26 protein-coding genes are annotated in these 25,995 nt (G+C 65.4%); 10 read left to right on the forward strand and 16 right to left on the reverse strand.

Translation table 11 applies throughout. The features are described 5' to 3' along the window. Positions 1–4: 4 nt before the first annotated feature. Entirely contained in the window at positions 5–1,030 is a 1,026-nt protein-coding gene (locus tag FYJ28_RS05365) for a lipid II:glycine glycyltransferase FemX (RefSeq protein WP_154578561.1), read from the reverse strand. Between the two features lie 130 nt (positions 1,031–1,160). On the opposite strand from FYJ28_RS05365, the gene FYJ28_RS05370 reads away from it, so the two are divergent. Further along, positions 1,161–2,006 carry a tryptophan-rich sensory protein gene (locus FYJ28_RS05370; RefSeq protein WP_229780284.1) on the forward strand — a complete coding sequence of 282 codons (846 nt, stop codon included), beginning with the start codon at positions 1,161–1,163 and terminating at the stop codon, positions 2,004–2,006. 102 nt (positions 2,007–2,108) lie between these two features. On the opposite strand, the gene glpX is transcribed toward FYJ28_RS05370, so the two are convergent. After that, positions 2,109–3,149 carry a class II fructose-bisphosphatase gene (gene glpX, locus FYJ28_RS05375; RefSeq protein ID WP_055240249.1) on the reverse strand — a complete coding sequence of 347 codons (1,041 nt, stop codon included), beginning with the start codon at positions 3,147–3,149 and terminating at the stop codon, positions 2,109–2,111. 200 nt (positions 3,150–3,349) lie between these two features. Between glpX and FYJ28_RS05380 the strand changes: the two genes are divergently transcribed. From FYJ28_RS05380 to FYJ28_RS05400, 5 genes are all read left to right on the forward strand, one after another. After that, the gene (locus FYJ28_RS05380) at positions 3,350–3,937 is read left to right on the forward strand and encodes a DUF4245 domain-containing protein (RefSeq protein WP_326831534.1); all 588 of its coding nucleotides are present in this window, start codon (positions 3,350–3,352) and stop codon (positions 3,935–3,937) included. 96 nt (positions 3,938–4,033) lie between these two features. Next, a complete protein-coding gene (locus FYJ28_RS05385; protein ID WP_154578797.1) occupies positions 4,034–4,690 on the forward strand; it encodes a carbonic anhydrase in 657 nt (218 codons plus the stop codon). A 72-nt stretch (positions 4,691–4,762) separates the two neighbouring features. Beyond that, positions 4,763–6,184 (forward strand): class II fumarate hydratase, encoded by a 1,422-nt coding sequence (locus FYJ28_RS05390; protein WP_154578562.1) that lies wholly within the window; start codon positions 4,763–4,765, stop codon positions 6,182–6,184. Between the two features lie 115 nt (positions 6,185–6,299). Further along, complete coding sequence (locus FYJ28_RS05395; protein ID WP_154578563.1) at positions 6,300–6,953, forward strand: TetR/AcrR family transcriptional regulator; 654 nt, start codon at positions 6,300–6,302, stop codon at positions 6,951–6,953. After that, on the forward strand, positions 6,950–8,659 hold the full coding sequence (locus tag FYJ28_RS05400; RefSeq protein ID WP_154578564.1) for an MDR family MFS transporter: 1,710 nt from the start codon (positions 6,950–6,952) through the stop codon (positions 8,657–8,659). The genes FYJ28_RS05395 and FYJ28_RS05400 overlap by 4 nt, the downstream gene beginning before the upstream one ends. Before the next feature lie 99 nt (positions 8,660–8,758). Here the strand turns inward: FYJ28_RS05400 and FYJ28_RS05405 are convergent, their stop codons facing one another. From FYJ28_RS05405 to FYJ28_RS05425, 5 genes are all read right to left on the reverse strand, one after another. Continuing rightward, complete coding sequence (locus tag FYJ28_RS05405; RefSeq protein WP_154578565.1) at positions 8,759–9,229, reverse strand: NUDIX hydrolase; 471 nt, start codon at positions 9,227–9,229, stop codon at positions 8,759–8,761. A 4-nt stretch (positions 9,230–9,233) separates the two neighbouring features. Then, the gene (locus tag FYJ28_RS05410) at positions 9,234–9,746 is read right to left on the reverse strand and encodes a prepilin peptidase (protein ID WP_154578566.1); all 513 of its coding nucleotides are present in this window, start codon (positions 9,744–9,746) and stop codon (positions 9,234–9,236) included. Between the two features lie 62 nt (positions 9,747–9,808). Further along, complete coding sequence (locus tag FYJ28_RS05415; RefSeq protein WP_082413399.1) at positions 9,809–11,149, reverse strand: PhoH family protein; 1,341 nt, start codon at positions 11,147–11,149, stop codon at positions 9,809–9,811. 252 nt (positions 11,150–11,401) lie between these two features. After that, on the reverse strand, positions 11,402–12,052 hold the full coding sequence (locus FYJ28_RS05420; protein ID WP_055240242.1) for a YoaK family protein: 651 nt from the start codon (positions 12,050–12,052) through the stop codon (positions 11,402–11,404). Positions 12,053–12,067: 15 nt separating this feature from the next. Then, positions 12,068–12,829 carry an isoprenyl transferase gene (locus FYJ28_RS05425; RefSeq protein ID WP_055240241.1) on the reverse strand — a complete coding sequence of 254 codons (762 nt, stop codon included), beginning with the start codon at positions 12,827–12,829 and terminating at the stop codon, positions 12,068–12,070. 157 nt (positions 12,830–12,986) lie between these two features. Here FYJ28_RS05425 and trhA point away from each other — a divergent pair, with 157 nt between their 5' ends. Next, positions 12,987–13,718 carry a PAQR family membrane homeostasis protein TrhA gene (gene trhA, locus FYJ28_RS05430; RefSeq protein ID WP_154578567.1) on the forward strand — a complete coding sequence of 244 codons (732 nt, stop codon included), beginning with the start codon at positions 12,987–12,989 and terminating at the stop codon, positions 13,716–13,718. Here the strand turns inward: trhA and FYJ28_RS05435 are convergent. The 3 genes from FYJ28_RS05435 to mca are packed head-to-tail and all read right to left on the reverse strand — an operon-like array spanning position 13,715 to position 17,139. Next, positions 13,715–15,820, reverse strand: a complete 2,106-nt coding sequence (locus FYJ28_RS05435) for a thioredoxin domain-containing protein (protein ID WP_154578568.1) — start codon at positions 15,818–15,820, stop codon at positions 13,715–13,717. The genes trhA and FYJ28_RS05435 overlap by 4 nt on opposite strands. A gap of 3 nt (positions 15,821–15,823) precedes the next feature. Continuing rightward, positions 15,824–16,177, reverse strand: coding sequence for a hypothetical protein (locus FYJ28_RS05440; RefSeq protein WP_055240239.1), 354 nt, complete (start codon positions 16,175–16,177; stop codon positions 15,824–15,826). A gap of 53 nt (positions 16,178–16,230) precedes the next feature. Continuing rightward, positions 16,231–17,139: a mycothiol conjugate amidase Mca gene (gene mca / locus FYJ28_RS05445; RefSeq protein ID WP_154578569.1), complete on the reverse strand. Its 909-nt coding sequence runs from the start codon at positions 17,137–17,139 to the stop codon at positions 16,231–16,233. 60 nt (positions 17,140–17,199) lie between these two features. On the opposite strand from mca, the gene FYJ28_RS05450 reads away from it, so the two are divergent. Continuing rightward, a complete protein-coding gene (locus FYJ28_RS05450; RefSeq protein WP_235472026.1) occupies positions 17,200–17,664 on the forward strand; it encodes a DUF4307 domain-containing protein in 465 nt (154 codons plus the stop codon). Positions 17,665–17,882: 218 nt separating this feature from the next. After that, entirely contained in the window at positions 17,883–18,395 is a 513-nt protein-coding gene (gene greA, locus FYJ28_RS05455; RefSeq protein WP_055240236.1) for a transcription elongation factor GreA, read from the forward strand. Between the two features lie 17 nt (positions 18,396–18,412). On the opposite strand, the gene FYJ28_RS05460 is transcribed toward greA, so the two are convergent. The 6 genes from FYJ28_RS05460 to FYJ28_RS05485 form a co-directional block, all read right to left on the reverse strand. Further along, on the reverse strand, positions 18,413–19,009 hold the full coding sequence (locus FYJ28_RS05460; RefSeq protein WP_154578570.1) for a rhomboid family intramembrane serine protease: 597 nt from the start codon (positions 19,007–19,009) through the stop codon (positions 18,413–18,415). Positions 19,010–19,012: 3 nt separating this feature from the next. Then, complete coding sequence (ilvA, locus tag FYJ28_RS05465; RefSeq protein ID WP_055240234.1) at positions 19,013–20,254, reverse strand: threonine ammonia-lyase; 1,242 nt, start codon at positions 20,252–20,254, stop codon at positions 19,013–19,015. Then, entirely contained in the window at positions 20,251–21,519 is a 1,269-nt protein-coding gene (locus tag FYJ28_RS05470) for an AI-2E family transporter (RefSeq protein ID WP_195840603.1), read from the reverse strand. Before FYJ28_RS05470 ends, ilvA begins: the two co-directional genes overlap by 4 nt. A 73-nt stretch (positions 21,520–21,592) precedes the next feature. Further along, positions 21,593–22,519, reverse strand: coding sequence for an aldose 1-epimerase family protein (locus tag FYJ28_RS05475; protein ID WP_154578571.1), 927 nt, complete (start codon positions 22,517–22,519; stop codon positions 21,593–21,595). A 47-nt stretch (positions 22,520–22,566) separates the two neighbouring features. Next, positions 22,567–23,286, reverse strand: a complete 720-nt coding sequence (locus FYJ28_RS05480; RefSeq protein WP_154578572.1) for a GAF and ANTAR domain-containing protein — start codon at positions 23,284–23,286, stop codon at positions 22,567–22,569. A 146-nt stretch (positions 23,287–23,432) separates the two neighbouring features. Beyond that, the gene (locus FYJ28_RS05485; RefSeq protein ID WP_154578573.1) at positions 23,433–24,281 is read right to left on the reverse strand and encodes a Bax inhibitor-1/YccA family protein; all 849 of its coding nucleotides are present in this window, start codon (positions 24,279–24,281) and stop codon (positions 23,433–23,435) included. A gap of 349 nt (positions 24,282–24,630) precedes the next feature. Between FYJ28_RS05485 and FYJ28_RS05490 the strand changes: the two genes are divergently transcribed. Next, positions 24,631–25,986: a branched-chain amino acid ABC transporter permease gene (locus FYJ28_RS05490; protein WP_055240229.1), complete on the forward strand. Its 1,356-nt coding sequence runs from the start codon at positions 24,631–24,633 to the stop codon at positions 25,984–25,986. The last annotated feature ends 9 nt before the right edge of the window (positions 25,987–25,995 follow it).

Here is a 25,995-nt window from a genome sequence, read left to right on the forward strand (position 1 = left end):
GCCCCTACCGGCCCAGCCGCTCCCGGACACCGGCAACAGCTCCGCGAACCTTGCGCAGCGCCGTCTTGGCCAGCGGGAGGGCGGAGTTGTACAGCGGATAGAGCGGGGAGAGCGGCTTGTCCCAGGTTCCTGCCAGCAGGTCCTCGTGCTGGGCCCAGCCCATCTTGAACTTGGATACCCCGTCGTTGAGCAGGCCGTTGAAGTCGTAGCGGGTAATACCGCGTTCCTTCATCTCGCGGATGGCCAGCCACTTCAGCGCGTAATTGGCGCGCAGGCGTTCGCCTTCCTCGCTCATGCCGCCGTACAGTTCGAATGCGGTGAAGCCGCTGGCCGAAAGCCAGAGGAAAGCCACCACGTCATCGCCCTTGAAGGCTGCGTAGACGGGCGAATCAGCACCGAGGTTGTCGAAGATGTCCAGGTAGTAGCCGTCTTCGTGGATACCGAAGCCGGCCCGCTCAGCGGTCTGCTTGTACACCGCCAGGCACTGCGGGATTTCTTCCCGGCGCACCGCGCGGTACTCCAGCGCTTCCCTGCCGGATTTCCGGATGTACTGGCGGTGTTTCTTGCTCATCGCGGCCAGCAGATCCTCCTCGCTGAGGCGAAGGTCCAGGATCAGCGTGCGCGGGATCAGGATGGTGTTCGTGCTCTGCCGGAAACCGGCGGCGGGGAGCCGGCCGGCAGCGTCGGAGGAAGCTTCCCAGTCCGGTTCGGTGGTCAGCGCCACGGCATGATGCTTGTCCCTGGCATAGCCGGCGACGGCGTCAAGCAGCTGCGTTTCGCGTCCGGGTTCCCCCTGCGGCCCGCGCGGGATGTACGCCAGTGCGCGGAACGGGAAAGGCAGACGCCGGAGAAGCAGCTGCGCCGTTCCAACCACCTGCCCGCCGTCGGAAAGCAGGAGCCGCTCCGCGCTCCAGCCGTGTTCCGCCTTGGTCTTGCCCCAGCCCCACAGCTGCTGCGGGTGCCCGTTGAACTGGTTAACGAAGCCGTTCCAGCGGGACGGATCGGTGCAGGGAGTAACGCTCAATGTCATATCAACTAGCCTACGTGGAAGCCGGCACCGCCTCCGAACGCACGGGATTTCGCACGGATGTTATAGAGCCGAAACCCACGGACCGGAAAATACCCGGGAAATTAGTAAGCAGGCTTTGTTACGCTCGAATATGGCTACTTCGACTCCCAACACATCCAGTCATTCGCCTGCGGATCCGGCGGTCGCGGGTTCCTATCAGCGCAGCGACCTGGCCCGGCAGCTGACGGTCACAGTCTCCTTCATCGTCTGCATCATCGGATCGGTGATCGGCGTCGGGGTCTTCGGCGGCACCCGCATCGCCGAAGCCGCCGGCGGGGCGCTGAGCGCTGACGCCACCTACCTTGCCCCTGCCAGCCCGGCCTTCTCCATCTGGTCCGTGATCTACACCGGCCTGGGCGCCTACACCATTTACCAGTGGTTCCCCTCCCAGCGGGCTACGCCCCGCCAGCGCAGCCTGGGCTGGCTGGTGGCCGCGTCCCTGATCCTGAACGCGGCCTGGATCCTGAGTGTGCAGGCAGGATCCGTCCCCCTCTCCGTTGTGGTGATCGCGGCACTGCTGGTGGTTCTGGCGATCATTTTCAAGCGCTACTCCCGCAGCCGTCCGGACAGCCTGCTGGGCGCCGTCGTTGTGGACGGCACGCTGGGGCTGTACCTCGGCTGGGTCTGCGTGGCGATCTGCGCCAACATTGCTTCAGCACTGACCTCCGGCGGTTTCAACGGATTCGGCCTGGACCCGGTTATCTGGGCCTTCATTGTGCTGGCCGCAGCGGCAGCCGTGGGTGTTGGGCTGGCCCTCTACGGCCGAGGACGCCTTGCTCCCGCGGCGGCTCTGGCCTGGGGCCTGTCCTGGATCGCTGTTTCCCGGGTAAACGGCGAACTGCTCTCCACTCCCACCGCAGTCGCGGCGGCAGCGGCAGCCGCCATCGTAGTGATCGCGACGGCCGGCGCTCGAGTGGCAGCAATCCGCCGGGGCTGAGCCGTGGCTGATCACTGATAACTCCGGGCAGGAGGCATAAGCAAAGGGAGGGTCCGGATGCCGGGCCCTCCCTTTGCTTATGCCTTAGGGGCGAATTCCCGCCTAGCGAAGCCGGGCGTAGGACTCCCACTTGTGTGACTGGTGCTCGCCGTCAACCATGCGGATGGTCCCGGACTTGGAACGCATCACGATGGACTGGGTGAGCACCCGGTCCTTCTTGTAGCGGACGCCGCGCACCAGGTCGCCGTCGGTGATGCCGGTAGCTGCGAAGTAGCAGTTGTCGCTGGTAACCAGGTCGTTGGTGGAGAGCACCCGGTCCAGGTCGTGGCCGGCGTCGATGGCCTTCTGCTTTTCCTCGTCCGAGGTCGGCCACAGGCGGCCCTGGATGACTCCGCCAAGGGTCTTGACCGCGCAGGCGGTGATAATGCCCTCAGGCGTGCCGCCAATGCCCATCAGGGCGTCGACGTCGGTACCCTCGCGGGCTGCTGCAATGCCGCCGGCGACGTCGCCGTCCATCAGCATCCGGGTACGCGCACCGGCATCGCGGATTTCCTGGACCAGGGGCTTGTGCCGGTCGCGCTCAAGGATCATGACGTTGAGCTGGTTGATCTTCTTGCCCTTGGCCTTGGCGATCAGGTGCAGGTTCTGCTTGACCGGCAGACGGAGGTCCACCATGTCTGCGGCTTCGGGCCCGGTGACCAGCTTCTCCATGTAGAACACTGCGGAGGGATCGAACATGGTTCCGCGTTCGGCGACTGCCAGTACGGCCAGGGCATTGTTGATACCCAGGGCGGTCAGGCGGGTGCCGTCGATCGGGTCCACTGCCACGTCGCAGAGCGCCCCGGTTCCGTCGCCAACGTGCTCGCCGTTGTAAAGCATGGGCGCTTCATCCTTCTCGCCCTCACCGATGACCACAACGCCGTTGAAGTGGACGGTGGAGATCAGCGAACGCATGGCGTCCACTGCCGCGCCGTCAGCGGCGTTCTTGTCGCCGAAGCCAACCCAGTGTCCGCCTGCAATGGCGGCGGCTTCAGTTACGCGGACAAGTTCCAGCGCGAGGTTGCGGTCCGGCTCGTCGTCGCCGACTGCCAGCGCGGGTGAAAGAGTTGAATACTGGGCACCTTGGGACACGTCTAACCTCATCTTTGAAATTCGGGCAGAACTCTCCGGAACTGGGTCCCGAACAGTACGCCGCCTGCTGTTCCTTGATCTGATCATAGTCGCCAAGTGGCCGGCGCCACTGCTGGCACCGGGCAATTTGGAATTCACAGGGCCCCATGCGCCGCCGGTGTCCCGTTGTGCGCGAATAGGACTTGCCGCCCCGGATAGGCGATCATGGAAGAGTGAGTGAGCAGCAGCAGCCCGAAGAGCCCGTTACCCCTACCCTGACCGCAAAGCAGGCCAAGCGCGCCAACGCGACGGTCATCGGAATGCTTATCGCCACCGGAATCACGCTGGCGATCGTACTGGTGCCGGTGCTGCTGAACCCGTACCAGAAGATGCAGCCGCGCAACGTGGATGTCCAGGCAATTGCCTCGGAAGCAGCCGACGACGCCGGGTACCCGCCGCTGGCTCCGGATCTGCCCGAGGGCTGGACCGCCAATTACGCCCGCTGGGATTCCGGCGTCAACACCGGAGTCCCGACCTGGGAAGTGGGATATCTCACTCCGGACACCCAGTTCATCCGGCTGACCCAGACCAATACAGCCAACCCCACATGGATCTCCCAGACCACCAAGGATTCACTGGTGGCAGGTGAGCGCACCGCGGGCGGTGCCACCTGGCAGCTGCGGGACAGCGCCAACGGAGAAGGCCACCTAGTCACCGAGGTCAACGGCATGACCGTGATCCTCAGTTCCGAAGCGGACCTGGCAACTGTGGACGAACTGGCCGAAGCAGTGCTGGCCGACCTCAATACCCAGCAGCAGTAGCAGGGACTCCCGCCGCGGGTGGAACTCCGGCGGTAACACAAGCAGTGCAGGAACGGTTCGGCTCCCAACGCGCCGTATTCTTGAACGGTGACCGAATTGAACAGCCCCCTTACTGCTCCCCTGACGCCGGCCGAAGCATGGCAGCGGCTCCGAGAAGGAAACGAGCGTTTTGTCTCCGGCGCTTCACGGCATCCAAACCAGGATGCCCCGCGCCGCAGTTCCCTGGTCAACGAGCAGAATCCCTTCGCGGTCATATTTGGCTGCTCGGACTCCCGGCTGGCCGCTGAAATCATCTTCGACCTTGGGCTGGGCGACGTTTTTGTTGTCCGCACTGCCGGGCAGGTCACCGACGACGCCGTCCTCGGTTCGCTCGAATACAGCGTCGGCGTCCTGGGTGTCCCGCTCATCGTGATCCTTGGCCATGACAGCTGCGGAGCCGTGACCGCAGCCAAGCACACCGTGGACACCGGTTCAATGCCGGCCGGCTACGTCCGCAACCTGGTTGAGCGGATCACCCCGTCCGTCCTCGCTGCCCGGCGGAACGGCCTCGAGGACGTCAACGACATGGTGGTTGAGCACACCCGCCAGACCGCGGAGCGCCTGGTGGAAAGCTCCCGCCTGATTTCCGACGCCGTTGCCTCCGGCTCCACCGCCGTCGTCGGGCTCTCCTACCGCCTGGCCGAAGGCCGTGCCGATCTGGTGTCCAGCATCGGCCGCCTGGAGGCGGAAACCCCGGATCTCGCCGCCGGCTAGGCCGGGACGGGCCCCGCCCCAATCCGACACGCGTTTTCAGCGCCGGCGGGCACGCCGACTAGGCTGGTAGCCATGACTTCCAACTCCGCTGAATACCGCATTGAACATGACACGATGGGAGAGGTCCGCGTCCCGGTAAACGCCCTTTACCGCGCCCAGACCCAGCGCGCCGTGGAGAACTTCCCGATTTCCGGCAAGCCGCTGGACGACGCCCACATCGAGGCACTCGCCCGGATCAAGAAGGCAGCCGCGACCGCCAACGCCGAACTGGGAGTGCTCGACGACGAGCGCGCCAAGGCGATCGCCGCAGCAGCTGACGAGGTTGCCGCCGGCAAGCACAACGGACAGTTCCCGATCGACGTGTTCCAGACCGGCTCCGGCACCTCCTCGAACATGAACACCAACGAGGTTCTGGCCGAACTTGCCACGCGTGCCCTGAAGGCCGCCGGCAGCGAGACTTCCGTCCACCCGAACGACCACGTAAACGCGTCGCAGTCCTCCAACGACGTTTTCCCGACCTCCGTGCACGTTGCCGCTACCTCCGCCCTGATCAACAACCTGGTCCCGGCGCTGGAACACCTGGCCGCCTCGCTGGAGCGCAAGGCCGAAGAATTCAAGGACGTGGTCAAGTCCGGCCGCACGCACCTGATGGACGCAACCCCGGTGACCCTGGGCCAGGAATTCGGCGGCTACGCCGCACAGGTCCGCTACGGCATCGAGCGCGTGCAGGCTTCCCTCCCCCGCGTTGCCGAGGTCCCGCTGGGCGGCACCGCCGTCGGCACGGGCATCAACACCCCGGCAGGCTTCCCGCAGCGCGTGATCGAGCTGCTGGCTGCGGACACCGGACTGCCGCTCACCGAAGCACGGGACCACTTCGAGTCCCAGGCCAACCGCGACGCCCTCGTTGAGGTCTCCGGCATGCTGCGCACCATCGCAGTCTCCTTCTCCAAGATCGCGAACGATCTCCGCTGGATGGGCTCCGGCCCCAACACCGGCCTGGGCGAAATCGCCATCCCCGACCTGCAGCCGGGCTCCTCGATCATGCCGGGCAAGGTCAACCCGGTCATCTCCGAGGCCGTCATGCAGGTTGCCGCACAGGTAGTGGGCAACGACGCCGCCATCGCCTGGGCAGGCACCTTCGGCTACTTCGAGCTCAACGTCGGCATCCCCGTCATTGCCTCGAACCTGCTGGAGTCGATCCGCCTGCTGGCCAACTCCTCCGTCATCATGGCGGACAAGATGATCGACGGCATCGAAGCCAACGTGGAGCGCGCCCGCTACCTCGCAGAGGCCTCCCCCTCGATCGTCACGCCGCTGAACAAGTACATCGGCTACGAGAACGCGGCCAAGATCGCCAAGTTCGCGGTCAAGGAAGGCAAGACCATCCGCCAGGCCGTCGTCGAACTCGGCTTCGTCGAGCGCGGCGAGGTCACCGAGGAACAGCTCGACGCCGCTCTGGACGTCCTGTCCATGACCAAGCCCCCGCAGGCTTAGTCTTTCGGATTCAATGAGGGGCCGCCGGGTTGCCGGCGGCCCCTTTTTGCTGCCAGTTTTTGCGGCATCGATGACCTGTTTGCACTAAGCTCCGCAGCGTGCAAAAGTTTACTTCGTGAAGAATAGTGCAGCTTTTGACGGCGGGCTCCGGGAGCGCAAACGGGCTGCCACCCACAGTGCCATCACCAGCGCAGCACGGGCGCTCACCGCCGAACACGGGCTGGCAGGCTTCACGGTGGAGGAATTGTGTGACCAGGTGGGCATTTCCCGCCGCACCTTTTTCAACTATTTCCCGGCCAAGGAAGACGCTGTACTCGGCGCCCCGGCCACTCTGCCCCAGGAGCTCACCGAACCGTTTGTCGCCGCGGGGTCCGCGGATCACGGACTTACACCAACCCTGCTCCAGGACCTGGTGGACCTCTCCGTGGCCTACATGGAGTCGATGGCCGTTTCCCGGGCAGAGCTTGCCCAGCTCAAGGACGCACTGTCCACCGAACCGCGGCTCGTCCTGAAACTTATGCAGGGCACGCGGGAAGCGGACGAGCGCCTGCGCGGGCTTATTGCCCGGCGCGAGCACCTTGATCCCGGCGATCCCCGGGTCACTGCAGTCGCCACCGTCTTTTCCGCACTCATTCAGCGGGCCGGACCGGAGTTCTTCGATCCGGAGAACAAGCTCAGCTACCGGGCGGTGCTCACCTCCGCCGTCGAGTCAGCCCGTGCCGCGTTTTCTTCCTTCTCTCCCGTCACTTCCAGCAAGGACCAGTCATGACCACCACCGCCGCGCGCTCCTCCGGACCGCTGCTGCTGACCCAGAAACGCATCTGGATCATTTTCTCCGCCCTCATTGCGGGCATGCTCCTCTCCAGCCTTGACCAAACCATCGTCTCGACGGCCATGCCGACCATCGTCGGGGAACTCGGCGGCGTAGAGCACCAGACCTGGATCACCACCGCCTACCTGCTTGCCACGACCATCGTGATGCCGATCTACGGCAAGTTCGGTGACGTGCTGGGCCGGCGCAACCTCTTCCTCTTTGCCATTGCACTGTTTACCCTCGCATCGGTCGGCTGTGCCTTTGCCACCGACTTCTGGATGTTCGTGCTCTTCCGCGCCATTCAGGGCCTGGGCGGCGGCGGCCTGATGATCCTCTCCCAGGCGATCATCGCGGACATTGTTCCGGCCAATGAACGCGGCAAGTACATGGGCCCGCTGGGCGGCATCTTCGGCCTCTCCGCTGTGGCCGGTCCGCTGCTGGGCGGCTTCTTCGTGGACCACATGACCTGGCAGTGGGCGTTCTACATCAACATCCCCATCGGCATTGCGGCCTTCCTGATCGCGTTCTTCACCCTGACCCTGCCCACCAAGAAGGCAGAAAAGCGGATCGACCTTCCCGGCGTCGTCCTGCTCTCCATCGCCACCACCTGCCTGATCTTCTTCACCGACTTTGGCGGGGACGCCGACCGCGGCTGGACCGACCCGCTGACGCTCGCGTTCGGGGCCGGCCTGCTGGCAGCTGCCTTCGCCTTCGTGCTGGCCGAGCGCCGGGCCGAAGACCCGATCATTCCGCTGAGCCTGTTCAGGAACCCCATCTTCGTGAACAGCACCGCAATCGGCTTCACCCTCGGCATGGGCATGTTCGCTGCCCTGGCCTTCCTGCCCACCTTCCTGCAGATGTCCACCGGCACCTCCGCGGCCGAATCCGGCCTGCTGATGCTGCCCATGATGGTGGGCATGATGGGCACGTCCATCTGGTCCGGACTGGCCATCACCAAGACCGGCAGGTACAAGAAGTACCCGATCTCCGGCGGCATCCTGGTCCTCGCTGCGCTGCTCTGGATGACCGCCCTCACCGCAGAGACTCCGGTCTGGGTGATCTGCTCCCAGCTCTTCGTCTTCGGTGCCGGCCTTGGCCTGATCATGCAGGTGGTTGTCCTGGTGGTGCAGAACTCCGTGCCGGTGGACCAGATTGGTACGGCAACCTCATCCAACAACTACTTCCGCGAAGTCGGCGCCTCACTGGGTGTGGCCATCTTCGGAGCCATGTTCACCACCCGCCTCTCCGAGAACCTCATGGGTGTCTTCGAAGGTGCCGGGTTCGATGCCGCTGCCGCCGGTGAAGCGACTGCCACACTGCAGCCCGCCGCGATGGCAGCCCTGCCCGAGCCCGTCCGCGACGGAATCGTCAACGCCTACGCCGAGTCACTGGCACCTGTCTTCTGGTACCTGGTGCCGTTCCTTGCACTGGCCCTGATCCTCGCCTTCTTCCTCAAGGAGATTCCGCTCTCCGACGTTGCCGGCATGGTGGCACGCGGTGAGGCCATCGGCGGCGAGGAAGCAAATCGCCTCGAAGCCGAGCGCCTGGCCGGGCAGCAGGGATCGTCCGTGGAAGGCGGACCCGGTGCCGGTGAGGCGGATGCAGCCCGCCCCGGAGCAGGGGCCTCTAATCAGGACCCCAAGGCTGACCAGCAGCCCTAGCAGGGGCTCCAACAGGCGCCCGGGCTAAGGAACGCCCGGCAGGAGGGTGCACCGCCGGCAGGTGGTGCACCCTCCTGCCTTATCCAGGCGTCGAAGACCCTAGACCTCGAAAACCGGCACACCGGTGGACGTGCGGGCCAGCTCGATGAGCAGCCGGTGCCGGGCGTTCAGCTCCGGAAGCCCGTCCAGTGCGAACCAGCCCACCTCGGAGGACTCGTCGTCGTTCACCCGCGCGGTACCGGAAACCCAGGCGCACCGGAACGCCAGGTTCAGGAACTGGCAGCGGTCCTGGTTGGGAAACATGATCGGGTCAGTGGTGCCCACGTGGATGAGGTGCTCGAGCTTCGCCCGCACACCGGTCTCCTCTTCGACCTCCCGCAGCAGGCCGGGACCGGGCTCTTCTCCCGGTTCAAGAATGCCCGTGATGATGGTCCAGCGGCCGTTGTCCGCACGGCGGCCCAGCAGCACTTCGCCTGCCGGATTGAAGACGACGGCGGCAACCCCGGGAAGCCACAGCAGGTCGTGGCCCACTTTTTCGCGCAGGGAAAGGATGAAGTCTGGTGTGGGCATGGCACTACTCTAGGCCAGGGACCGCGAGCGCCAGGGCCGTTCCTGCGAGCATAAACGGGCCAAAGGGGATACGGGTCTTGCCGGTCCCCTTCCCGGTCAGGACCAGCCCCAGCCCCCACAGGCCACCCAGCACGAACCCCGCCGCTGCACCTGCCAGCACATGGCTCCACCCCGCAAAACCGAGATAAAGGCCCAGCACACCGGCAAGCTTGACGTCTCCGAGCCCCAGCCCGGACGGCGACAGGACCCGCAGCAGGAAGTAACCGGCGAGCAGCAGGAATCCGCCGCCCGCCATACCGGCCAGGCGCCCGGCGTCGCCGCCTACCAGGGCCGCGGATCCCAGCAGCACCGCGGCGGCAGGATAGGCAGGCAGCACCAGGCGGTCCGGCAGCCGCCTGCTTTGGATGTCCGTCCGCGCCAGTTTCCAGGCCAGCACGGCAAAGTAGCCAAGTGCCACCAGCACCAGCCACGCGGCCGGACGGGATTGGTCCCAGTACTCCCCCACGATCCCCCACATGCGCCCTACGGTACGCCACGGGTTGTCCCGGCGTACCGCAGGGCACGGTGCCTGTGGACGAACTAGCCGATCGCGCCCTCTTCCAGGAGATCCGTTACCAGCGCGGCGATTGGGGAGCGTTCGGAGCGTGTGAGCGTCATGTGGCCGAAGAGCGGATGGCCCTTAAGCGTCTCCACAACGGCAGCAATCCCGTCATGCCTGCCCACCCGCAGGTTGTCCCGCTGCGCGACGTCGTGCGTCAGGACAACCTTGGAGTTCTGCCCGATCCGGGAGAGGACCGTAAGAAGCACGTTCTTTTCAAGCGACTGCGCTTCATCCACAATGACGAATGAATCATGCAGTGACCGTCCCCTGATGTGGGTCAGCGGCAGCACCTCGAGCATCCCGCGGTCCAGGACTTCCTCCACGACTTCCTTGGAAACCAGCGCCTCCAGCGTGTCGAACACTGCCTGGCCCCACGGCCCCATCTTGTCCGCTTCGCTGCCGGGAAGGTAGCCCAGCTCCTGGCCGCCGACGGCGTAGAGCGGCCGGAAGACCACCACCTTCCGGTGCTCCCTGCGCTCCAGGACGGCCTCGAGTCCGGCACACAGGGCCAGGGCGGATTTACCTGTCCCGGCGCGTCCGCCGAGCGAGACAATCCCGACCTCCGGGTCCATCAGCATGTCGATTGCCAGCCGCTGTTCGGCCGAGCGTCCGTGCAGCCCAAAGACATCCCGGTCCCCGCGCACCAGCCGGACCTGTTTGTCCGCACCCAGGCGTCCGAGCGCCGAGGAGCGTCCGGCCAGCAGCACCAGCCCGGTGTTGACCGGCAGTTCGGCCGCTTCAGGAACGAACACGGGCTGGTGGTCGTACAGGGAACTGACGTCGGCGTCGCCCACCTCCAGCTCCACCATCCCGGTCCAGCCCGTGTCCCGGACCAGCTCGTTGCGGTATTCATCGGCGGTCAGCCCCACTGCAGCGGCCTTCACACGCAGGGGCAAATCCTTGGACACCACGGTGATGGTCCGGCCTTCGTCGGCGAGGTTCCGGGCCACTGCGAGGATGCGGTTGTCATTCTCGGATCCCCGGATGCCCAGCGGCAGCACCTCGAGCGAAACATGGTTCAGCTCCACCCGCAGTGTCCCGCCGGCATCGCCGATCGGCACCGGCTTATCCAGACCGCCGTGCTGGACCCTCAGGTCGTCGAGCAGGCGCAGGGCGGCCCTGGCGAAGTAGCCCAGCTCCGGGTCACTGCGCTTGCTTTCGAGTTCGCTGATGACCACCAGCGGCAGGATCACTTCATGTTCGGCGAAGCGCAGGATTGCCTTCGGATCGGAGAGCAGGACGGAAGTGTCCAGCACGAACCCCTGAGGTTTCCCGGAGGTACCGGTATGTGCTGGCACGGATTTCTTGGTTACGGCCACTTAGAACTCCAGTCAGGGACCGAAGGCCCCGAATAGCTAGAAGTGTGGTTGTCCGCAGTCCGGCGCGGGGTGCCGGACTGCGGCCTCCCTGCGAGCACACAGTGTGTGAGCATCCGGCCTCCGGTTCCATCAGCATGGGGCTGATCGATACGTACAAGCTACGCCCGAGCCTGCGTTGCAGGACACAGGGACACGACGGTGTTTGGATTGTTCACACACTATTTACGGGCCCGTTCGACGGCGGTGTGCCCTTCAGCCGTTCACATGGCCCGGGTGCCCCCATGAGGCGGCGGCCGCGGACAGCAGCGCGACGATGGCCGGCCCAAGTGCGGCCAGGCCCAGCAGCAGATAGCCGGCACCTCCACAGAGTGAGCCAAGGGTCAGGGCACACCACAGCAGGAGGTACCGGTGCCAGCCGTTACCCCGCTCACCGAACAGCGCTGCCGTGACTTTCTGGCCGAGTTTGACCAGGGTCCCGGTCATGTACGTAATGCCGATTGAAACCTCGCCGCCGCGTTCGAAGACGGCATTGAGCAGCCCCATGGAAGCCGCCAGCGCCGGTGCCAGGACTCCTTCGGCGCCCGGCACAGCCGTGCTGGCCCAGGCAGCACCCAGAACCGCGCCGGACAGGAGGCAGATGGCTGGGCGCCGGTGCCGGGAAAGGGTGCGGCGCAGTGTGGATGCCGCAACGACGCCGATGAAGAAAGCCGCAATCAGTCCAAAGGCCTGCAGGAAGCCGCTCAGCGAAGCGTCGGCAACCGAGGCCCCTGCCCGCGTTGAATTGCCCGTCATGAAGGAAACGAAGTACCCGCCCAGGTGAAGGAAACCAACTGCGTCCACATAGCCGGCCGTCCAGGCCAGGCCGGAGGCCAGGGCAATTTCCGAGCGGGTGTGCGTCAGCATGGGACTTCGAGCCGGCTAGGATCCGAACCGGCGCTGGCGGCTGGCGTAGTCCCGCAGGGCCCGCAGGAAGTCGACCCGGCGGAAGTCGGGCCACAGGGCCTCGCAGAAATAGAACTCGCTGTAGGCGCTCTGCCACATGAGGAAGCCGGACAGCCGCTGCTCTCCGGACGTTCGAATCACCAGTTCCGGATCCGGCTGGCCCCGGGTGTAGAGGTACTCGGAGATCTGGGCATCGCAGAGTTCGCTGGTGATTTCCTCTATCGCCTTGCCCTGGGCGTGGGCATCGCGCAGGAGTTCCTTCACCGCATCGACAATCTCCCGGCGGCCTCCGTAGCCAATGGCCACGTTTACATGCAGTCCCGTTGCCGACGCCGTTGCCTCACCCAGGCGTGCAAGCTGTCCGGAGAGTTCCGGCGGAAGGATGTCCAGGGCACCGACCGGCTGGACCTGCAGGTCCCCCTTTTCGCCCAGGCGGTCGAGTGTGTTGGCGATGATCCCCAGGAGGGGCTCAAGCTCATCGGGGTCCCGGTTGAGGTTGTCCGTGGACAGCATGTAGAGCGTCACTACGCGGACACCCAGTTCCTCGCACCAGCCCAGGAACTCCAGGATTTTGTCGGCCCCGGCCTGGTGTCCGTCCGAGGTCGGTGCCCCTGCCAGCTTGGCCCAGCGGCGGTTGCCGTCCACCATCACACCGATGTGCTCGGGGATCCGGTCGTTCACCAGGCTGCGCCGCAGCCGGCGTTCGTAATAGGCGTAAACCACACCGGGAAACCGCACGGGTGACTCACCTGCCTTTAATGGAAACGGGGTTCCGCGGAACGCTGGAACTTCTCACCACAAGGCTACCGCGCAGCAGCGCCGCTCCTGTGCAGATCGTTCACCGAGCCGCGCTTACCCGCGGGTAACTTACCGGGTCGTAAGTTAGGATTGCAGCATGAATTCTTCCCGAGTACCGGCACAGCGGGACCCTGAATCCCGCGAGCAGCCGGGGCCGCTGGAATCCGCTGTGGAGACCGCGGCCGACATCCTGGACATCAAGCCCCGCCTGCGCGGCTGGCTCCATGCCGGAGCTGCACCGCTGGCCCTGGCCGCCGGTATAGTCCTGGTGGTCCTGGCCCCAACCACCGGCACCCGGATCGCCTCCGCCGTGTACGCCCTCACCGGAATCCTCCTGTTTGGCGTCTCAGCGGTGTACCACCGCGGCAACTGGAGCCGCAGGGTCAAGACAGTCCTGAAGCGGCTGGACCACACCAACATCATGCTGGTCATCGCCGGTTCCTACACTCCCCTGGCCTGGTCGCTGCTGCCCCGGGACAGGGCGATTGTGCTGCTGGTCATTATCTGGAGCGGTGCCCTGGCAGGAATCGCGTTCCGCCTGCTTTGGCTGCACGCGCCCCGCTGGCTGTATACCCCCGTCTACATCGCCCTGGGCTGCGCGGCTGTTTTCTATATCCCGGAGTTCTGGTCCGTGAACATGCCTGCAGCGGTCCTGGTGATCGCCGGCGGCGTCGCCTACATTGCCGGCGCCGTCATCTACGCGATGAAGCGTCCGAATCCGTCAGTGGACTGGTTTGGCTTCCATGAGATCTTCCATGCCTTCACGCTGGCCGGCTTCACCTGCCACTTCATCGCCATCATGCTGGCCGTACTGTCCGTCCCGGCTTAGTCCGCCTGGCCTGCCGCCAGTTCGGCACGCAGCTCGTCGGCTGTTGCCACCGGGCGGCGGCACACCATCCCGCGGCATACGTAGGCAAGAGCAGGTTCGTCCGTCTCACGGCCCTCAAGCAGCGGAACACCGCCGGCCGGGCCATGGGCGATAACCAGTCCTGGTCCCCCGGCCCCGCGGGCGGCGGCCAGCAGGCGGGCCACAGCTCCCGGGTCCGTTCCCGTGACGGCGAGTTCCCGCGGCCCGTCCAGGATGGACTGCTGGACGGACATGGCCCAGCCAACGGCCTGGGGAATAGCGGGAGCCGCACGCTGGACGTGCGCCACCAGGGCCTCAGCCAGTTCCTGGTGCCGCCCAGGGCCGCCGTAGGACGCTGAAGTCAGCAGCACGCCGGCAAAGAGCGCCGTGCCGCTGGGCACCGCGTCGTCCAGGGGGTTGGCAGCTGACTGCCCGCCCTGGGCCTGCCTGATCTGTTCCGGTTCGAGCGCGGTGTCCGAGAGCCCGTCCGGGCCCAGGAAACGTTCGACGGCGGTGGCTGTGAGCTGCTGTGCGTCCCGGTGCCAGCGTGGATCGCCGGTTGCCGCGTACAGCGCGAAGAGCCCCTCCGCTGCCCCGGCATAGTCCTCCAGCAGTCCCTCGATACCCTGTGCTGCGCCTTCGTTGGAGACCCGGCGGAGGATCCGCCCGTCCCAGTGCACATCCATGAGGTAGCCTGCGGCAGCCTCTGCGGCAGGGAGCATCCAGTCCCCGGGCATTCCGGCGTCGGCCAGGGCAAGCGCCGCGTCGGCCAGCGCAGCGACGGCCAGCCCGTTCCAGCCGGCAACCACTTTCCCGTCCCGTTCCGGTTGCGGCCGGTGGGAACGGACAGCTGCCAGACGGCTTCTCGCGGCTTCCCAGACCGCGGCCTGGGCTTCGTCCGGAACGGATTTGAGCCGCAGGGTGCTGCCCGTCAGACGGTGGGAGGCACCGTCGTCGGCATCAACATCAAGCAGATCCAGTGCCGGCGAACCTGCGCCCAGAATGTCGCTGAGCTCTGCCCGGGTAAAGACGTAGGTTGCCCCTTCTACACGGTGCCCGTCCACCATCGTGTCGGCGTCCAGTGAGGACGCGAAGGCGCCGCCGGGCACGCCCAGCTCATCGGCCATCCACCGGGCGGTTTCCCTCGTGACCCGCAGTGCCAGTGCCTGCAGGTCGCCGTCGGCTTCCTGCCGGGAAAAGTGTGCGTAGACGCGCAGGAGCTGGACGTTGTCGTAGAGCATCTTTTCGAAGTGCGGCACCTGCCAGCGCCTGTCCACCGTGTAACGGGCGAACCCTCCGCCAACCTGGTCATACAGTCCGCCCAGGGCCATCACGGTGAGCGTGCGCCTGGCCAGCGCTGCTGCTGTTTCCGCAGTGGGCGCACCGCTGCGGGTGTGGGCGAGCAGGAACCTCAGCAGCGGGGACGGCGGGAACTTCGGGGCACCGCCAAACCCCCCGTACTCGGTGTCCTCGGCCGCGGCAAGGGCCGTGACGGCAGCCTCGAGTGCTTCCGCGGCGCCGCTCCCTGCACCGGGTGCCGGATGCACCGCGGAGAGGTCCCCGAGCAGGTTCCGGTTGGCGACCTGGTTCGAGGCGAGGTGGGCCGCTATCTGGGCGGCGCTTTGTTCTACCTCGCTGCGCCGGTCCCGCCATGCGGACGCTACCGCCTCCAGCACCTGGCGGAAGGACGGTGTTCCCTGCAGCTGCCGGGGCGGGAAATAGGTGCCGGCAAAGTACGGCCGGCCGTCGGGAAGGGTGAAGACGCTCATGGGCCACCCGCCCTGGCCGGTCAGCGCCTGTGTTGCCGCCATATAGGCGGAGTCGACGTCGGGCCGCTCCTCGCGGTCCACTTTGATGCTGACAAAGTCCCGGTTGAGGATCTGCGCGGTTTCCGGGTCCTCAAAGGACTCATGTGCCATGACATGGCACCAGTGGCAGGCCGCATAGCCCACCGAAACAAAAACGGGAACATCCCGGCGGCGGGCTTCGTCGAATGCCTCGTCGCCAAAGGGCCACCAGTCAACCGGATTTCCGGCATGCTGGCGCAGGTAAGCGGAGGCCTGGTCCTTCAAGCGCTCCGCCATGTCTTATCCCGCCGGGTTGGTGCCGGAGGGCCTGGGCGCCGGGTCGGGAGCCGCCTCGGTTTCGGCAGCGTCAAGCGCTGCATCTTCGGTGGCTTCGTCGGCTGCTTCGTCTCCGTCGCGCCGGATCGGAATGCCAGTGCCCTCGCCGTCGAACTCTCCCGCCATGCGGGAACGGTAACGGACCCGGCGGATCCGCTTCACCATGTCACGGATCAGGAAGACCACGCACAGCGCCAGGAACAGGGTTGCCAGGAAGCCCAGCAGGCCAGGGGTGATGTCACCTTCCTCGAGGCCGGGCTTCAGGTCCCCCTCGATGGGTGAGGTGACAGTCAGGGGCAGGCTGTACAGCAGGTTCACAAAGTTTCTCTCTCTTGGCAGAAGGCGGCGCACTCAGGCGCCGGATCTACCCTCTATCGTATGCCAGCGAAGAGGTCGGTTTCAGGTACCTGCGCCGGTACGCGGGATTCAATCAGCGAATAGTCTTCCCACGGCCAGACCTGGCTCTGCATGTCCGTGCTGACCGCAAAGAAGAAACCTTCAGGATCCACCTGCGTGCGGTGGGCCTTCAGCGCGGCGTCGCGCACTGGGAAGTACCCGCCGCAGTCCACCTGTGTGGTGGTGGGGTGCACCGGTGCGGGAGGCTGGTGGCCTTCGGTGTCCGCTTCAAGCCAGGCTGCCAGCCGCTCGGCGTAGGGCGATTCCAGCCCGGCCTCAATCAACGCCTCGTGCAGGGCGCGGAAGCGTTCCGGATTGAATCCGCGGTCATAGTAGAGCTTCAGCGGCTCCCAGGGTTCCCCGGTGCCGGGGTACTTTTCGGCGTCGCCGGCACTGTGGAACGCCTCCACAGCGACCTTGTGCGCCATGATGTGGTCCGGGTGGGGATAGCCGCCGTTTTCGTCATAGCTGATGATCACGTGCGGGCGGAATTCACGTACCAGCTTCACCAGCGGAGCTGCGGCCGTCTCGAGGGGACGCAGGGCGAAGCAGCCGGCTGGAAGGTCCGGCAGCGGGTCACCTTCGGGCAGGCCGGAGTCCATGAACCCCAGCCAGCGGTGCTCGACGCCCAGGGCGGCCTGGGATGCTGCCATTTCAGTCCGGCGCAGGCCTGCCAGGTCCCGCTTGGCTGCGGGAATGCCTGCCGCCGCAGGGTTGAGCACGTCGCCGCGTTCCCCTCCGGTGCAGGTGGCTACCATCACGCGGACTCCCTCAGCGGCATACTTCGCCATGGTCGCAGCACCCTTGCTGGCCTCGTCGTCGGGGTGGGCATGAACGGCCAGCAGGCGCAGTTCGCCGGGCACGGAACTCGTTTCGGTGGACAACGCGGTTACTCCTGACAGCCGGCGGAAAGCGCCGACGAGAATGTTCGATAAAATGAAACGGTGAGCACTGAGGAGAATACTGCCGGCACACCGGCTCCCGAGCGCCCCGCGGACGGTTTGTCATCCACGACAAGATTAGCCAATCGCTACGGTGCCCCCAAGCCAGGCCTCAGCCGCCGCGCCAAGATCATCCTTGGGTCCCTCGCCGGAGCCGCAGCGGTCGGTGCAGTGGTGTACATGGCCGTCCCGTCCGGAACAGGGACCCTGACTTCGAAGGACGTCGGGTTCACCATCCCGGATGCGACTACCGCCGTCGTCGATTTTAATGTCACCAAACCTGTTGACACCACCGTTGACTGCGCTGTTCAGGTCCTGAACGAAAGCTATGCAGTGGTGGGTTGGAAGACCGTCCGGATTCCTCCGGCGGAGACCCAAACCGTGTCCTTGAGCACCACGGTCCGGACCGACTCCCTTGGGGTCACCGGCGGTGTCAACGCGTGCTGGATCGTTGAGCCGGAGTCCTGATCCTGCCTAGCTGCGCTAAACGCTTGCAGAGAAACCCTGCCGCGCGTCTTGGGTTTGTGCCGGTCCCTGATTAGTATGGAGGCTACGTTACGCCCCGCCCAGGTGATCACCGGATCAAAATCCGAGCCAACCGGTCACCGTCCGGCGGGGTCTTTGCTTGTCAGGCCATCCGGTCCCAGGCAATTTCAGCCAAGCCGAATCTGTGTTCATGAATTCGGATGTCACATAAGGAGAGACCCGTGTCTACCAACAGCGCATCTGTCGCCTGGCTCACGCAAGAGTCTTACGACCGCCTGAAGGCGGAGCTGGAACACCTTTCCGGCCCCGGCCGGAGCGAGATCGTTGCACGAATCGAGCAGGCACGGTCCGAAGGCGACCTGAAGGAGAACGGCGGCTACCACGCGGCCAAGGAGGAACAGGGCAAGGCTGAGGCCCGTATCCGCCAGCTGACGCAGCTGCTCGAAAACGCGCACGTCGGCGAAGCTCCCGCTGATGACGGAGTCGTCGAACCGGGAATGCTCGTGGAAGCCAGGATTGCCGGCGACCTGGAGCGGTTCCTGCTGGGAAGCCGCGAAATCGCCGGGGACAGCGACATTGACGTCTACAGCGAAAAGTCGCCCCTGGGCTCGGCCATCTCCGGTCTGCGTGCAGGTGAATCCACCTCGTACACGGCTCCGAACGGCAAGAGCATCTCCGTTGAGATCGTTTCAGCCACCCCGTACGCCGGGTAACCAGCCATAAGTGTGGTTTAGGAGCGGGTCCGCCTGATGGCGGGCCCGTTCCTGTTTTCCGGGCCGTTTCCGCGGCGGCGCAGCAGGATCGCTGCGGCCACTCCGCCGGCGGCGCCGAACAGGTGGGACTGCCAGGACACGCCCGCTGCGGTGGGCAGGACGCCCCAGAGCAGGGAGCCGTAGATCAGGAACAGCACGCCGCCCAGAAGGATCTGCATCAGGTCCCGGTTGTAGAAGCCGCGGACCATCAGGTAGGCGAACAGCCCAAACACGACGCCGGATACGCCGATGGTCAGTCCCCCGCCAAAAATCCACACGCCGATGCCGGAGGCAAGCCAGCAGATCGCCAGCACAGCGGCGAACCGCCGCAGGCCTTCGAGCAGCACCAGGAATGCGAACGCCAGCAGCGGCAGCGAGTTGCTGATCAGGTGGCCGGTTCCGGCGTGCAGGAGCGGGGCAAACGCAATTCCGTCCAGTCCCTGCAGCTGGCGCGGAATAATGCCCAGGCCGGGAAGCAGCGTGGCCTGGAACGGCAGGGTCAGGAAGTAGATGATCCACAGGCAGGCGGTGAAGCCGGCCGCAACAACCAGTGCGCTCTTTGCCCGCTGCCTCATGGCTTATCCGTGCAGGACTACGGGGTGGAAGCCTTCGGCACGGAGGTTCTGCAGCACCTTTTCACAGTGATCGTGCCCCTTGGTCTCCATGTTGATGGTGATGGCAACATCTCCCATGCTGATCGATCCTCCAACCCTGGTGTGGTCCACCCCGGTGACGTTGGCATCCGATTCGGCGATGATCCGCGAAATCGTGGCCAGCGAGCCCGGACGGTCATCCAGCAGCATCCGCACTACCAGGTAGCGCCCTGCGGCTGCGAGGCCGCGCTGGATTACCTTCAGCATAAGCATCGGGTCGATGTTTCCGCCCGAGAGGATCACTGCAGTGTTGCCCGGGTTCTCGATTTTCCCGTCCAGCAGTGCCGCCACGCCCACCGCACCGGCGGGTTCGACCACAAGCTTGGCCCGTTCCAGCAGGAAAATCAGTGCCCGTGCCAGCGAGTCTTCGCTGACCGTGACAACGTCGTCCACCAGTTCCTTGATGATGGAGAACGGCAGCTGGCCCGGCCGGCCGACGGCAATGCCGTCAGCAATCGTGGAAACCTTGCTCAGCGGCACCAGGGCGTCAGCAGCAAGGGAGGGCGGGTAGGCGGCGGCGTTCTCGGCCTGGACGCCAATGATGCGCACTTCCCGGCCCAGCTCCCTGGCACGTTCCTTGATGGCGACGGCGACGCCGGCGAGCAGGCCTCCCCCGCCCACGCCCATCAGCACGGTGTCCAGCTCCGGGATCTGGTCCAGCAGTTCCAGGCCAAGCGTTCCCTGCCCGGCGACGATGTCCACATTGTCAAAGGGGTGGACAAAAACGGCACCGGTTTCATCCGCGAAGCGCTGCGCCTCCGCCAGGGCCTCATCCACGTTGTGGCCGTGGAGAACCACTTCCGCGCCGTGGCCCTGGGTGGCGGCCAGCTTCGGCAGTGCCACACCCAGGGGCATGAAGATCCGGGCCTTGATTCCCAGCCGGGCAGCCGCGACGGCCACGCCCTGGGCATGGTTTCCAGCCGAAGCTGCCACTACGCCGCGGGCCTTCTGCTCCTCGCTCAGTTTGGCCATCCGCACGTAGGCGCCCCGGACCTTGAAGGAACCGGCCCGCTGCAGGTTCTCGCACTTGAGGTAGACGTTGGACCCGGTGAGCCGGCCCAGTGCCCTGGACTGCTCAATGGGCGTGTGTGCAATTACCCCGTCCAGCAGCTTCGCAGCTGCCTGGATGTCGTCAAGGGTTACTGGCAGGTGGGGCAGATCGGTCAACGTGGGTTCTCTTCTGTGGTGTCGGTGTCGCCGTCCGGGCCTGCGCCCGCACGGATGGTTTCAAGGTCTTCGGCATCGTCCCCGTCATCCGGGTCCGGCGGCGGGGCGCCCGGCGGACCGAACTCGCTGTCCCGGCTGAGCATCGGGTCCTGTTCCCATTTCCTTCCGGCTATATACCGGACGGTCGCGTTCAGGATTGCCATCAGCGGAACAGCGAACAGTGCCCCGGCAATACCTGCCACCAGGGTGCCGCCGGTGACGCCCAGGATCACCGCGAGCGGATGCAGGGAGACGGCCTTGCCCATGATGAGGGGCTGGAGAATGTGGGATTCGATCTGTTGGACCGCCAGGACGATTCCGAGCATGACGACGGCGTTGATCCAGCCGTTGGCGACAAGCGCCAGCAGCACCGCGATCCCGCCCGTGACAAAGGCGCCAATGAGCGGAATGAAGGAGCCCAGGAACACCAGGACGGAGAGCGGCAGGGCCAGCGGCACACCGATGATCGCAGCGCCGCCGCCGATACCGACGGCGTCGATGAAGGCCACCACCAGCTGCACCCGGACGTAGTTGGTCATGGACTCCCAGCCGCGGATGCCGGCGCCAAAGGCTGCGGCCCGGGCACGCTGGGGCATCAGCCCTACGGTGAAGCGCCAGATCCTGCGCCCGTCGAGCAGGAAAAAGACCAGGGCGAACAGTGCCAGCAGGACGCCCGCGGCGAAATGCCCGGCGCTGGTGCCAACGCTGACTGCGCCGGAGAGGATGCTGGCGGAATTGTTCTGAAGCGCGGAGGTGGCTTCGTTGAGGAGGCTGTCGATCTGGGTGGAGGTCACCCGGAGCGGGCCGTCAGCCAGCCAGCCCTGGACCTGGTCGAAGCCGCTGATGACCTCGTCCCACAGGTCGCGGAAGCCCAGTGCAAGCTGTCTGCCGACCAGGGTCAGTGCAGCGACAATCAGGCCGAGGAAAGAGACGATTGTGACGGCGACGGCCAGTCCGGACGGCACCTTGTTCCGGCGGAGCCAGGAGCTGACCGGAGCGAGCAGCCCGGCCAGCAGGGCAGCGACCATCAGCGGAATGATCAGCAGGGAGAAGTGTCCCAGCAGCCACACCAGTCCGCCGCCGACCACCAGGACGATTCCCAGCCGCCAGGCCCAGGAGGCGCTCACCCTCAGGGCATAGGGAACGTCATCGCCGGCCCGGCTGGATCGTACCGCAGCTGCCTGCATCGCTTTGGGCGCGGCGACATTACGGGCATGTGGTCTCATGGCCTCATCTTTCCATATTCTGCTGGTCGTTCCCTGACCTTTACGCCGCTCGGTAACCTGCCGGCCAAGGACATTAGAGGTCCGCGAGGATGCCCCATTCGGCGCCGAACTTCCCGCCCGGTTCGAGCCAGCGAAGCCCTTCCCCTGAATTGAAGCAGTCCGCCGGCGCGGTCATGGGTTCAAGGGCCACGGCACAGCTCCGGCCGGGGAACTTGTCAGTGACGAAGACGTGCACATATTCGAAGCCGGGCTCCGCCCAAAGCTGCACCCTGCGGCCGTCTGCCGCCGTGAGGACGTGCCGGTAGGCACCGTCCCGCACAGTGAGGCCGGTAAAGGCTGCATCCAGGTCCAGTCCGCCCACCCGTTTCCCGGAACTCAGGTCGTCAGCGCCTTCAGCGGGCACGCGTCCGTTCGGAATCATTGCCCCATCCGTAGTCAGCTTCTCCGCGGCGTCGACCCGGAGGACCAGGTCCTCGCTGGGCACCTCGCCGAGGCGAAGGAACGGGTGTGCTCCGAGCGCGAAGGGTGCCCTTCGGGCGGAGAGGTTGGCCAGTTCCTGGCGCACCCGCAGTCCGCCGTCATTGTCCAGGCTGTAACGGACCTCGTGCACAAGGTGGAAGGGATAGCCGTGCTGCGGAAAAATCTCCGCTGCCAGGGTTACCGAGGCCGCAGAGCTTTCCCGCGCGGTATACCCGGTGTTCCTCAGCAGCCCGTGGATGGCATTGCCTAGCTGGGGCTCGGTGATATCGAGCTGCTGTTTGGTGCCGTCCAGGGTCCACTGCCCGCCGGCAATCCGGTTGGCCCACGGTGCCAGCAGAATGCCCGAAGCCGACGGCGGGATACTGCTGTCAGGGTAGGTCTCAACGAGTTCGGTCCCGCCCACCGTGTAGCTGCGCAGGGCTCCACCCAGCGAAGCGATGACGGCGGAAGAGTTCCCACGTGAGAGGCGGTATTGCCGCCCGGTTGCCGGCATGGCCGCGTCCTTGGTCCCAGAAGTCATCCTCTAAGCGTAGACCCGGGATGCCTCCGGCTGGGCGGCCGCCGCTGTCATTCCTCGAAGTGTGTACTGACCCGGTCGCTGACCGCGGCTACCACTCCGGCTGCGACCGTCCGGATCTTGATGTTCCGCGTGTTGGAGACACTGCGGAGGATCTCTACGGCCGCCTCCTGGCTGCAGCTGTTCTGCGCCATGATGATCCCCACCGCTATGTCCACCACTGTCCGGGATTCAAGTGCCGCCTGCAGGTTGTGTGCCCGGTTCATGTGGTTGTCTATCCGAAGGGCCAGGCGCAGCGTGCTGGACGCTTCCGCCGCTGTCCGCTCCACCAGCCGCAGTACCCGGGGCTGGAACAGATGCGGCCTTGGCGAGAAGGCGCACAGCGCTCCGCGTGCCGTCCCCTCCAGGCTCAGCGGCACGGACGCAAGGGACCGGATACCTTCCGCTGCGGCGGCGCCCGGGAAACCATGCCAGCGCCGCTCGTTCCAGGCATCCGTTACCACCACGGATTCTCCGCCGGAGAGGCCAACGGCACCGGGTCCCTCCGGGGCGAAGACAGCCTTTGCCATTCGGGCAGTGCGGGCATCACTGTGGGCCTCGGCACGGGTCCGCCTGGGACGGTCAATGAGGATCGAACAGCCCAGCACCTGGCTCGCGTCAAGGAGGGTGACCGCCAGTACGGCCAGCTCGGACAAATACGGCTGCAGTTCCTCCGCGCCCAGTAAAAGGTCCTGGAAGACGGCAGCTGGCTCGGGATGTACCTCGGTCACAATTCCCCCTAGATCTGTGAAAGCACGATGCTACGGGTGGTCCGTGAATGGCATAAGGGGGCACGGCTTAAAGAACGGCGGGACCGCAGCTTCGCAGCTGCGGTCCCGCCTGTGGCTACGGGCCCGGGGCCCATGCCGTTTTGTCCCTAGTCGTCGCCGCGCAGGATGGCGAGGATACGGATGATTTCCACGTAGAGCCAGACCAGCGTTACGGTCAGGCCGAAGGCTGCAGTCCAGGAGTAACGCTGCGGCGCACCGGCCTTGACGCCCTGCTCGATGGAGGTGAAGTCCATGATCAGGGAGAAGGCTGCGAGGCCCACGGCCAGCAGGCCAATGATGATGCCCAGCGGAATGCCGGCGATCTCGATGCCACGCACGCCCCACGGGTCATCGACGACACCGAAGATCATCAGGCCTACGTTGACCAGCGAGAACACCGCGTAGCCGATGATTGCGATCATAAAGAAGCGCATTGCCTTCGGCGTCGCACGGACCTTGCCGCTCTTGAACAGAACCAGGGTGACAGCGAACACGGCCAGGGTACCGACCACGGCCTGCAGGCCGATGCCCGGGTACATGGCATCAAGTACAGCCGTCAGTGCGCCAAGGAACATACCCTCAAGAAGCGCGTAGCCAAGGATCAGTGCCGGAACCGGCTCACGCTTGAAGGAGTTGACGAGGCCAAGGACGAAACCGCCCAGGGCACCGACAATCATCAGCAGTCCGGCTGCGCCCGGAAGCACGAAGACGGGGATGGCAGCACCCAGAAGCACGACTGCCAGGCAGCCGAGCGTCTTCATAATGACGTCGTCATACGTCATCCGGCCGGTCTCGCGCGGGCCGGCCGCCGGTGCTGAGTAGAGGTTCTGCAGATCCTGCGGGCTCATTGGATCCTGACCCGCAAAGGGGCCGCCTGCAGGAACGGTGGGCGCTCCGCCGCGGGTCTGGGAACGGAAATTCTTTCCGTTGAAAACCGGGTTGCCGCCTAGTGCCATGAAAGTGTCCTCCGTCTTGGGGGCTTGGTTTAAAGTTCAGCCTACCAATGGGAACGTTCGGGCGGGGCGGATGATTCCGCCCGGGCCCATGGGTTTGGTAACGGTTTGGTACCCAGGGGGTCCAAATCCGCCTCCGGACTTCCATAATGAAGCACCCGGCGGAGTCGTTACCTGATCGCGACACAACCTCGCACATTGTGTCACCCCACCGAAACAAACGCCGGGTAGCATGATCACCATTCGTGACGGACATCACAAGGTCACATATAAAACGCGCCGACACCCGGCGCATATATACCCCCGGCGGAGGTAATTCACTTTGGGAAGAATATCGGCACTCGCCCGGTATATGGGGATGCTCGTGGCGGTGGCTGGCATATTTGCCGGCCTGCTGCTTGCCGCCCCAGCCGTGCATGCAACGACAGCTCCACCCCCGGCGTCGGAGTCCCCGGCACCGGAGAGCAGTACCGAAGCAACAGCGCAGGACTCCGGCAGTGCCGGAGAGGGCGAAGTGACCGACGGCGCGGAGTACCAGGACCGCATCAGCGGCGTCCTGCGGAACGCCGGCTCCCCGGTTTCGGGCGTGAGAATCAAGGCGAGCGCCAACGGCTACGAAGCCGAAACGGAAACCGCCGAGAACGGATCCTGGTCCATCGGAGTTCCCGAGCAGGGCGCTTATGAGGTTGAGCTGGATGAGTCCTCCCTGCCCGAAGGCGTAGCCCTGGCCGAGGGCCAGCAGAACCCGCGCACCGTGACTTTCGCCGGAACCTCGAACATCACCACTCTCTTCCTCCTGGGTGAAGGCATTGTGCTCCAGGGGGACAGCTTCGGCACCAAGCTCATCGAACGTGCCGTTGCAGGCCTCAGCTTCGGGCTGCTGCTGGCGCTCAGCGCCGTCGGGCTTTCCCTGATCTTCGGCACCACGGGGCTGACCAACTTCGCCCACGGTGAGATGGTCACCTTCGGAGCCGTGCTGGCCTTTGGTTTCGCCTCGCTGGGCCTGCCCCTGTGGCTGGCACTGATACTGGCGGTGGTCGGCGGCGCCGGCCTTGGCTATGTGCAGGACGCGGGGCTTTGGAAACCGCTGCGGATGCGTGGAACCGGACTGGTCCCCATGATGATCGTGAGCATCGGCCTGGCACTTGCCCTCCGCTACACCATCCTCTTCTTCTTCGGCGGGGCAACGCAGCAGCTCCCTAACTCGCAGAGTCCCATGCTGGAGCTGGGACCTATCTCGATCTCGCGGAACAACCTGGTATCCCTGGCAGTTTCGCTGGTCGTCATCCTGATCGTGGCTGCCCTCCTGCTGCGGACCCGGATCGGCAAGGCCACCCGCGCAGTCGCGGACAATCCGCCGCTGGCAGCGGCCTCGGGCATCGACGTCGACCGCGTGATCCGCATTGTCTGGATGGCTGGCGGCGCACTGGCCGCCCTGGGCGGCATCCTGTGGGCGTACTACAGGCCGGGTGTCTCCTTCAACATGGGCCAGCAGATTCTCCTGCTGATCTTCGCCTCCGTGACCCTGGGCGGACTCGGCACGGTCTTCGGCGCCTTGATCGGCTCAATCATTGTGGGACTCTTCGTGGAAATCTCCACGCTCTGGCTCGAGGCGGACCTGAAGTACGTCGGCGCGCTGCTCATCATGATTCTCGTCCTCCTGGTTCGGCCGCAGGGTATCCTCGGCCGCCGAGAGCGCATAGGTTAGGGGCCTCGA

The sequence above is a fragment of the Arthrobacter sp. BL-252-APC-1A genome, assembly GCF_009696625.1.
GTDB lineage: Bacteria > Actinomycetota > Actinomycetes > Actinomycetales > Micrococcaceae > Arthrobacter_B.